The following is an 8,951-nucleotide window of genomic DNA, read 5'->3' as shown; positions in this document are numbered from 1 at the left end:
GGGGGGGGGGGGGGCGGGGGTTACTTGGGGGGGGTGTGTGGGGAGTTTTTTTCTGCCCCGCCCCCTTTTGATTTCCCCCCCCTATATTTCCCCTTCAACGGGGGGGGGGCGCCGCGCCCCCCCCGACCCCTCAACAACCCATTCGCAGGAAGGGATGCTTCGCCATGCCTGAAAACTCCATCACCGGTGATCGCGCGATCGTCGCCACCGATCTCGTCAAGGTCTATCCGGGTCGCGGCCGCAGGCCCGCGGTCCGCGCCCTCGACGGCCTCGGGTTCTCGGTTCCGGCCGGCCGCGTGTTCGGCCTCCTCGGCCCGAACGGCGCCGGCAAGTCCACGACCACCAAGATCCTCACGACGCTGTCCCGCCCGACGAGCGGAACCGCCGTCGTCGCAGGGCACGACGTCGCGACCGACCCGGCGTCGGTGCGCGCCACCATCGGCTACGTGTCCCAGGGGGCGAGCACGGATCCGCTCCTCACCGCGCGCGAGAACCTCGAGATCGCCGCGCGGCTGCGCGGCGTGGGATCGGGGGAGGCCCGTGGCCGCGCGGCGCGCCTGCTCGACGAGTTCGGGCTGGCCGAGGCATCCCGTCGTCCTGTCGGCACATTCTCCGGGGGCATGCGCCGGCGTCTCGATGTCGCAGCGGCGCTCGTGCACCGGCCGCGCGTGCTGTTCCTCGACGAGCCCACCACGGGGCTCGACCCCGAGGCGCGCGCGACGATGTGGGCCGAGATCCGGCGGCTCTCGGGCGAGGAGGCGCTCACGGTCGTGCTCACGACCCACTACATGGAGGAGGCCGACCGCCTCGCCGACGAGCTGCTCATCGTCAATCGCGGTCGCGCGGTCGTGCAGGGCACGCCCGACGAGCTCAAGGCGGCGCTGCACGGCGACTCGCTGAGGGTGTCGCTCGTGGAGCCCGACCCTGCTGCCGTGCGCGCGGCGATCGGGCGCGTGGCGGGCCTGCGGGACGTCGTGATCGAGGCGTCCGGTGTCGACGGCGTCCTCGCTGCGCGTACCGACGACGCCTCTGCGGCCGTCGGGGCCGTGATCGGAGCATTGGATGCCGCGGGCATCCGCTTCGGCCAGGTCGCGGCATCCCACCCCACCCTCGACGACGTGTACCTCCACTTCGTCGGCCACACCTTCGGCGACGCCGCAGTGCCCGCCCTCACGGAAGGAGTCGCAGCATGACGACTCTCGCTCTCACCGGCGCAGCGCCCCGCGCGGGCTGGTTCACGCAGGCCGGCCAGGTGCTGCGCCGCTGGCTGATCGCGACCCTGCGCCAGGTGTGGGGACCGGTCATGTCCCTGATCCAGCCGGTCATCTGGATCGTGCTGTTCGGACAGGTCTTCCAGTCGCTCGGCGCGCTGCCGCAGTTCGGCGGTGCCGGCTACATTGACTACCTCGTGCCCGGCATCCTCATGATGACCGTCCTCTACTCGGGGGCTTGGGCCGGAACCGGGTACATCGACGACATCAACTCCGGTGTCATGGATCAGTACCTGACCTCGCCGGTGTCGCGTTCGGCGATCATCACGGGGCAGCTCGCACAGCAGCTGATCATCAACCTCGCGCAGTCGCTCGTCGTCCTCGGCATCGGCTGGCTCGCCGGTGCACGGTATCCGGGCGGGGCGGGAGGCACGCTCGCCGCCCTCGGCATCGCGACGCTGCTCGCGACGATCTTCTGCTGCGCATCGACGGCGGTAGCGCTCGTCTCGCGGAGTCAGATCGCGCTGATCAGCCTGTCGCAGCTCGTCGTGCTTCCGGCGACGTTCCTGTCGACCACGATGATGCCGGCCGACCTCATGCCCGAGTGGGTCCAGGACGTCTCGCGCTGGAACCCCATGACGTGGGCGGTCGAGCTCGGCCGCGGCGGCCTGTCGGGCGAGTACCCGTCGAACGGCTGGTGGCAGCTGGGCGGACTCGCCGTGCTCGCGGCCCTGGCGTTCATCTGGGCGATGCGGTCGATCCGCGCCTACCAGCGCTCGGTGTGACGGTCGCCGTCCGTGACCTCGGGTTTCGGGGCGCGGAAGGCGCGTTCGGGGCGCGACGGATGCGCCCCGAACGTATGCGGTGCGCCCCGAGCCCGGCTCACGTCGGCCGCCGCCGCGACCTCAGGCGAGCGCGTCGACGATCGGGCGGAACTTGACCCGGGTCTCGAGCAGCTCCTTGTCGGGGTTGCTCTGCGCGACGATCCCCGCGCCCGCGTGCGCGACGACGGGGATCGTCGCGCTGTACTCGGCGACGTTGCGGGGCGGCTCCCCGCCGATCTGCGCGCAGCGCAGGGCGATGGCCCACTCGCCGTTGCCGTCGCCGTCGATCCAGCCCACCGGACCGGCGTAGCGGCCGCGGTCGAACGGCTCGAGCCGGCGGATGAGGTCGAGCGCGGCATCCGTCGGCGTCCCGGCCACAGCCGCTGTGGGGTGGAGCTCCGCGACCAGGTCGAGGGCGGAGGCGTGGTCGGCCAGGTCGCCCGCGACGTCGGTCGCGAGGTGCCAGAGATTGGGCAGCTTGAGGGTGAACGGCTCGGGATCGGCCCGCAGATGACGCACGTGCGGCCCGAGCCTCGCGAGCACGCTCTGCACGGCGTAGCGATGCTCGTCGAGGTCCTTCGCGCTGTGGGCGAGGGAGGTCGATGCCGCGGTGTCGTCGTGCGCGTCGGTTCCTCGCGGGATCGTCCCCGCGAGCACGCGCGCCGTCACGACGCCGCGCGCGGCGGTCACGAGCGTCTCGGGGCTCGCGCCGATGAGGCCGTCGACGGCGAAGGTCCAGGTGTCGGGGTAGTCGTCGGCGAGGGCGCGCACGAGCCGTCGCAGGTCGGCGCCGGCCGGGATCGTGCCGACGAGGTCACGCGCGAGCACGACCTTCTCGAGCTCTCCGCGCACGATCGCGTCGATGGCGCCGCGCACGGCCGCCTGGTAGCCGGCGGGATCGAGTGTGCCGGGTCCGAGCGTCGCCGACCAGTACGACCCATATGGCCTGGGCTCCACGATGACGTCGTCCACCTCCGCCGAGACGCGTCGGATGCGCGTGACCCACGAGCGTCCGCGGTGGCGACCGATGACCGCCTGCGGGATCAGGAGGCGGCTCGTGGCAGACGACCTCTCGTCGAAGACGAGCGTGCCGAACGCGACCAGCCCTGTGCCGGGGAGGCCGACGGGGTCATCGATCTCCGCGGTGGCGGCGATCTGCCGCCACGTCTCGGCCGCCGACGGCAGCGTCGCCGGATCGACGCCAGGAGCGGAGTGGGGTCCGCGCTCGTAGCCGCCCAGCCAGCCGATCCCGACGATGCCGTCGCCGCGTCTCAGCCAGGCGAGAGGCTCGTCGGGAGAGGCATAGGTGAGGAGGTCGTCGATGTGCTCGATCTCGCGGGTCTCGACCACCAGCTCAGGCGGGCGGTGCGAAGGTGTCACGAGTCCAGCCTAGACTCGCGGATCCGGGCCGGATGCCGGTCGCGGCTGCCCTTGTGCGTGCCGCGGCGCGGGGTGAGGATGGCCGCGTGAGCGTGCGTTATCTGATCACCGTCGACCCCGATGCCGACCAGAGCTCGGTCGAGGCAGGCCTTCGCGACGCCGGCGCGGAGTCGGTCGCGCCGCCGGCGCCGGAGCTTCCCGACGTGTTCATCGCCACGGTCGACGAGTCGGTCGCCGACTACGCCGATCGCGCGCAGGCGGTGTCCGGAGTGAGAGTCGCCGAGCCCGACGCGTGGGTCGGCTTCGGGGGAGAAGGCGGCACCGAGACGCGCGACATCGGCCTCATGCCCGTCGAAGAGCCCTTCGGGGAGCCGCCCGCCGGCGATATGCGCTGAGTCACCGCAGCCGCAGGGGCGGGTGCGCGACGCTTGCCGAGGGGCCGGCGCAGCGCAGCAGTGTCAGCACGACGCCCGCCGTGCCGTCGAGGACCGCCGGTGATCGGCCGCCCCGCACACCGTGTCTGAACCTCGTGCTCCCGTCGGCATCGATGCCGGCGGCGACGACGGATGCCTCGTACCGTGCCGCGCGCCGGTGCTCCTCGCGGGATGCGGCATCGGTGGACCACTCCGCCTCGGCGCCGGCCAGGTGCAGCTCGACGATGCCGGAGCGGCCGTGGCACAGGGTGGCGTCGTCCTCCGCCTCGTCGGGGATCTCCCGCCGGGCGCGCTGGACCGAGCGCAGCGCACGGAGGTAGGTCGCTTCGCTCTCGAGGGCACCGTCCCTGTCGATGCGGGAGCGGAGCGCCGCCGCGATCCCGATCCCCGGAGCTCCGTGGCACCACGCCAGACCGATCGCCGGCTCATCCAGGCGCAGGTCGTACCAGCCGCCGTCCTCGGCGCCGTAACCCGCGTCCTCCCACGTCCACGCGGCATCGGCGAGCGCTCGGTCCGCACCGGCGACGCCGGCGGCATGCGCGGCGAGCAGCGCCAGGCCGATGCCCGACGAGCCGTGCGCCAGGCCGGTGACCGCGCGGTCGCCGTCGGCCATCGGCCAGCGTGCGCCGCAGACGTCGACGACGGCGCGAGCGCGCAGGTCGCGCACGAGCCGCTCGGCGGCCGTCGCCCGATGCCGCTCGGCGCTCGCCGGCAGTGCGGCGGCGAGCACCGCGAGCAGATGGCCCGCTGAGCCGTCGAGAAGATCGGCGTACCCGGGAAGCCACGAGTCGTCCGCCGTCGCGAGCGCCGCGACCGCCCGGGCAGCGAGCCGGCGGCTTCCGTCGGCGAGGTCGGGCCGGCCGAGCAGGTCCGCGATCCGCTCCGCGGCGATCGCGATCCCCAGGTCTCCGCTCTGCCAGCCGAGCTGTCCGCGCCGCGCGGCCCGGCGGCGGTCGAGAACGTCCGCGAGGGTCGCCTGGGCGAGCAGCGCAAGGGATTCATCGCGCGCGTGCCGTGCCGCCGCGGCGAGAGCGAGGGCGATGCCCGCCCGCCCGGTGAGGAGGCCATCGTCGACGGGCCCCGTCTTCAGGACGGATCCGTCGGCACTCGCGGCGAGGTCGATCTCGTCGCCGATCCACTCCGGCGCCCCGCGGTCGTCGACGACCACGTCGGCAGCGAGGCGGTGGGCCAGCGCGATCGCCGCGGCTCCGAGTTCGCCGGGCGACCGCACCGCCGGCGCCGACGCAGCGAGGGCCGGGGCGACGGCGGTCATGGCCGCGCCCTCCAGGGTCGTGTCACGTCGAGACCGACCGTGCCGGCGGCCTCGCGCAGACGGTGCGGCGCAGCATCCGTATGCGCGGTCATCGCCGCGATCGCGGCGACCTGGGCCGTCCGCAGCTGACCGAAGCTGGTGCCGTCGGCGGGATCCTCCGACATCCCGATGCCCCGGGCGATGCGTCGCGTCGTCGGCGGGATCGACGCATCGACGTGGGGCGCGATGTCCATGGCCCGGCGACGAAGCGCCGCGGCCACCCGCGCCCGGACGACCCGAGGCGTGTAGACGACGAGCGCGTCGGGCCGGCCGTAGCCGGCGGGCGCAGGCAGGCACTTGAGCGAGAAGGCGCTCCCGGCGTCTGCGAACGCGCCCATCAGCGGAGGCAGCAGGGCCGCGGAGTCCTCCGGCGAGCGGGAGTGCGTGTACCAGCGGTCGAGGGGGCCGTCGGGGACGCCCTCGCCGGAGTGCGCCCACCACCATCCCGACCCGCGGTCCCATCCCGACGACCCCCGGGTGATCGTCACCAGATCGCCCGGCGCCGGGTGGCAGCCGGGCCGCGAGGACGAGACGACGCGGTCTATCGCGATGCGGACGTGGCCCGGTGGGGCGGAGGAAGGAGGACGGGATGCCACGACCGTGGCGGTGCCGTCACCCACGGCCAGGACGATCCATGCCTCGGACGTGCCTGCCGCGCGGCGTCGCATCGCCTCGAACAGGCCGACGCGGGGGAACGCGGCAGGAGCGCCGAGGGTGCGCTCCGACGGTGTGGGGGCATCGCCGGACGGGCCGGTCCACCAGTTCGCGTAGAGCCATTCCGCGAGCGGGCTCTCGATCTCGACCCCGGTCGGAGCGCCCGCGCGCAATCCTCGTGCTTCGTCCGCGCCCTCGACGAGCGCGAGCGCCCGGCTCAGCGCACGCAGTGTCGCCTCGGCGGCGCGCTCGCCGCGGGCGACCGCCGCCCCGGCCGCGGCGACGGAGGTCATCGCGCGAGGCATGAGCGCAGCTCCTCCGTGAGTGCGGACAGGTGATCCTGGTGTCCGATCGCGAGGCCCGCGAGCTCGTGGGACTGCTCCTCGTCGCCGTGCTCGCTCCGCTCGGCGACCTCGAGCGCGAACTGCGCGAGGCGCAGCACCGCGGTCAGCGCGACGCGCTCCGCGAAAAGTCCTGTGGCGCGCGACGAGATCCGCGCGGCCTCGCCGTAACCGCGCACGAGCTCACGGCCCGTCGACGGCAGCCCGGCCGCCGCCGACCTGCCGCGCAGCAGATGCTCGGCGACGAGGCATCCGAGGTCCCATGCCGGATCGCCCGCCCCCGCGAGCTCCCAGTCGACGATGACGGGGGAGGGACCGGGTGCGACGGCCACGTTGTCCCACTTGAGGTCGTGGTGCACGAGCGCGCGCCCGGCAGGCGTGCGCAGGCGCGCGGCTGCGGCCATCAGGGCGGGCTGCGCGCGAAGGAAGGCGATGAGGTCGCGCGTCGTCAGGGCGAGGCCGAGCGAGTCGGCGCGTTCGACCGTGCGCAGCACGTGGAGCACGAGCGGCGGGCGCGCCGACGGCAGCGGCAGCCCGGCGGTGGCGCGATGCACGGCGCCCACGCGGGCGCCGAGGAGACGGAAGAAGGCGTCCTCGTCGCCGATCGTGTCAGAGACGAGGGCGAGGGACGCCGGATGCCCCGCTCCGAGGTCCTCCACGACGAGGATGCCGTGCTCCTCGTCGACGGCCGCGGGCGACGGGATCGCGTCCTGCAGGGGAAGGCACCAGCGCGCCATGCGCTGCACGAACAGCTCCGCGCCGAGTCCTTCCTGGGCAGAGCCGGTCGATCCGTCGGCGGGTGGCGTGAAGGCGCCGGATTTGACGACCACGCGTCGGTCGTCCGGGAGGTGCACGGCCCACACGCCGTGGGCGCGGGACAGGTCGGTGGGCTCGGCGCGCAGCAGCTCGGTGGGACCGAGCAGCCCCACCGCGCGCAGGGCGGTGACGGACGGATGCGGGGTGGTGCCCGCATCCGTCCGCACCATGGTCGCGTCGGCGATCACTCGTCGAACAGCCCCTCGCCGTAGGCGTCGCCGCCGCCGGACTGGAGCTCCTCGATCGCCGCGGCATAGCCGGCGGCGAAGCCGGCCTCGTAGTCGCCCTGCTCGACGCCGAACGGGTCGGCACCGCCAGGCTGGGGTCCGGGTCCCGGGCCCGTCACGGTCGTCGGGACCTTGGTCACCGTCGTCGTCACGGGGCATGCGATGTGGATCGACTTGATCTTCTTGCACTGCAGCGGAAGGACCGTCTTGATCGTGCCGCACTCCGGGAGGGTGATCGTCCTCGGTACGCAGGCCACCACAGGAGTGCGCAGCTTGACGGTGATCGTCGGCTTGATGACGATCGGCCCTCGCGCCTTGAGCACCGCCGCAGCGGCGTCGACGAGTCCCCAGCCGTACCGGTCGTTCGGCACGGGATCGCCCGCGACGTCGCGGAGCGGCTTCGCCGTCGAACGGAGGATGTCGCCGATCTCGGTCGCCGTCAGGCTCGGCTTGACCGCCTTCACGAGTGCCGCGACACCCGCCACGTGCGGCGAGGCCATCGACGTGCCGGCCATCGTGGCGAGGCCCCCTGCGAGGTACGTCGACAGGATGCCGACACCCGGCGCCGAGATGTCGATGTGCGGTCCGGTCTGCGAGAACGCCGCGCGCGACTCGTTCGACTGGATCGCGGCGACCGCGATCACGTCCGGATAGGCGGCAGGGAAGCTCGGCGAAGAGCTGCCGTCGTTGCCCATCGCGGCCACGACGACCACGCCCTTGCTCACCGCGTACGCCACCGCGCTCGCCTCGACCGAGGTCGAGGACGGGCTGCCGAGGCTCATGTTGATGACATGGGCGCCGTTGTCGGCCGCGTACCGGATGGCCGCGGCGACGTCGGCCGACGAGCCCGTGCCGCTCACGCGACCGTCGCTGATGCGCACGACCCGGGTGAGCGCCTTGATCGGCATGATCCGTGTCTGCCACCCGACGCCCGCGACGCCGACGGCGTTGTCGGACACGGCGGCGATGGTGCCCGCGACGTGCGTGCCGTGGCCGACCTCGTCCTCGGGGATCGCGTCGCGCCCCGCGAAGTCGCCCTCGAAGCGCCACCCCGGGTTCGGCGTCGGGTTCGGACCCAGATCGACCATGTCGAACCCCGGGACCAGCAGCGGCGCCAGCTCGGGGTGGTCGAGGTCGACGCCCGAGTCGATGACCGCCACGACGACGCTCGCGGATCCCTTCGTGACGTCCCACGCGTCCGGGGCGTTGATCTTGGTCAGCCCCCACTGCGCCCCGAACTGCGGGTCGTCAGGGATGACGCTGGCCTCCCGCCACCGGTTCGGCTCGGCGACCTCGACCTCATCGAGGGCGTCGAGCTCAGCCGCCGCCTTGTCGGGGGCGACCTTCGCGTCGATGCGGACACGGAACGAGCGACCGAGGATCGATTCCTCGGGCTCGGGCACGCCGTCCAGGGCCATCGCGGAACGCGCGATGCCCTGCGAGGGCGGGGCGAGCCGGGTGATGTCGTAGGCACCGAGGCTCGCGAGCACGGCGTCGACGCCCGACACCCCCAGCGAATCGGCCATCGAGACGCCGCGGCCGCCGGGGTGGATGGGCACGGACGCCGTCATCGCATCGGCGGCGTCGGCTTTGAGCGTGACGATGACCTCGCCGGGAATGACGTCGTCGCCGTCGATGTAGAGCGGAGCGGAGGCACCCAGTTCCGCCCGAGGAGCGGACGTGCGCTTTCGCGACGAGCCGCCGGATGTTGCAGCCATTTTCGGACTTCTCTCCTCAAGGGCCGCGAGGTTG

General features: G+C 73.2%; 8 protein-coding genes. 3 read left to right on the top strand and 5 right to left on the bottom strand.

Annotated elements, in window-relative coordinates:
* Window positions 1-164: 164 nt before the first annotated feature.
* Window positions 165-1,193: an ATP-binding cassette domain-containing protein gene (locus tag J2Y46_RS17800; RefSeq protein ID WP_310244097.1), complete on the top strand. Its 1,029-nt coding sequence runs from the start codon at window positions 165-167 to the stop codon at window positions 1,191-1,193.
* Window positions 1,190-1,996 carry an ABC transporter permease gene (locus J2Y46_RS17795; RefSeq protein ID WP_045296656.1) on the top strand — a complete coding sequence of 269 codons (807 nt, stop codon included), beginning with the start codon at window positions 1,190-1,192 and terminating at the stop codon, window positions 1,994-1,996. The genes J2Y46_RS17800 and J2Y46_RS17795 overlap by 4 nt, the downstream gene beginning before the upstream one ends.
* Before the next feature lie 120 nt (window positions 1,997-2,116).
* On the opposite strand, the gene J2Y46_RS17790 is transcribed toward J2Y46_RS17795, so the two are convergent.
* Window positions 2,117-3,415: an isochorismate synthase MenF gene (locus J2Y46_RS17790; protein ID WP_045296657.1), complete on the bottom strand. Its 1,299-nt coding sequence runs from the start codon at window positions 3,413-3,415 to the stop codon at window positions 2,117-2,119.
* Between the two features lie 86 nt (window positions 3,416-3,501).
* Here J2Y46_RS17790 and J2Y46_RS17785 point away from each other — a divergent pair, with 86 nt between their 5' ends.
* Window positions 3,502-3,810 (top strand): hypothetical protein, encoded by a 309-nt coding sequence (locus J2Y46_RS17785; protein ID WP_045296659.1) that lies wholly within the window; start codon window positions 3,502-3,504, stop codon window positions 3,808-3,810.
* A gap of 1 nt (window position 3,811) precedes the next feature.
* Here the strand turns inward: J2Y46_RS17785 and J2Y46_RS17780 are convergent, their stop codons facing one another.
* From J2Y46_RS17780 to J2Y46_RS17765, 4 genes are read right to left on the bottom strand one after another with little or no spacing between them, the layout of a single operon-like run.
* The gene (locus J2Y46_RS17780; protein ID WP_045296660.1) at window positions 3,812-5,122 is read right to left on the bottom strand and encodes a lanthionine synthetase LanC family protein; all 1,311 of its coding nucleotides are present in this window, start codon (window positions 5,120-5,122) and stop codon (window positions 3,812-3,814) included.
* Window positions 5,119-6,120 (bottom strand): T3SS effector HopA1 family protein, encoded by a 1,002-nt coding sequence (locus J2Y46_RS17775; protein ID WP_310244091.1) that lies wholly within the window; start codon window positions 6,118-6,120, stop codon window positions 5,119-5,121. The genes J2Y46_RS17780 and J2Y46_RS17775 overlap by 4 nt, the downstream gene beginning before the upstream one ends.
* Entirely contained in the window at window positions 6,105-7,160 is a 1,056-nt protein-coding gene (locus J2Y46_RS17770) for a phosphotransferase (protein ID WP_310244088.1), read from the bottom strand. The genes J2Y46_RS17775 and J2Y46_RS17770 overlap by 16 nt, the downstream gene beginning before the upstream one ends.
* Entirely contained in the window at window positions 7,157-8,917 is a 1,761-nt protein-coding gene (locus tag J2Y46_RS17765; RefSeq protein ID WP_052676660.1) for a peptidase S8, read from the bottom strand. Before J2Y46_RS17765 ends, J2Y46_RS17770 begins: the two co-directional genes overlap by 4 nt.
* Window positions 8,918-8,951: the final 34 nt, after the last annotated feature.

It is taken from the genome of Microbacterium sp. BE35, assembly GCF_031457705.1.
GTDB classification, from domain to species: domain Bacteria; phylum Actinomycetota; class Actinomycetes; order Actinomycetales; family Microbacteriaceae; genus Microbacterium; species Microbacterium trichothecenolyticum.
The sequence above is the reverse complement of the archived record's forward strand: the minus strand, read 5'-3'. Positions and strand labels throughout refer to the sequence as shown.

Bases quoted from the DNA above. Each gene is read 5' to 3' on its own strand.
- J2Y46_RS17780 (WP_045296660.1), bottom strand. From the start codon at position 5,122: ATGACCGCCGTCGCCCCGGCCCTCGCTGCGTCGGCGCCGGCGGTGCGG.
- J2Y46_RS17800 (WP_310244097.1), top strand. From the start codon at position 165: ATGCCTGAAAACTCCATCACCGGTGATCGCGCGATCGTCGCCACCGAT.
- J2Y46_RS17765 (WP_052676660.1), bottom strand. From the start codon at position 8,917: ATGGCTGCAACATCCGGCGGCTCGTCGCGAAAGCGCACGTCCGCTCCT.
- J2Y46_RS17795 (WP_045296656.1), top strand. From the start codon at position 1,190: ATGACGACTCTCGCTCTCACCGGCGCAGCGCCCCGCGCGGGCTGGTTC.
- J2Y46_RS17775 (WP_310244091.1), bottom strand. From the start codon at position 6,120: ATGCCTCGCGCGATGACCTCCGTCGCCGCGGCCGGGGCGGCGGTCGCC.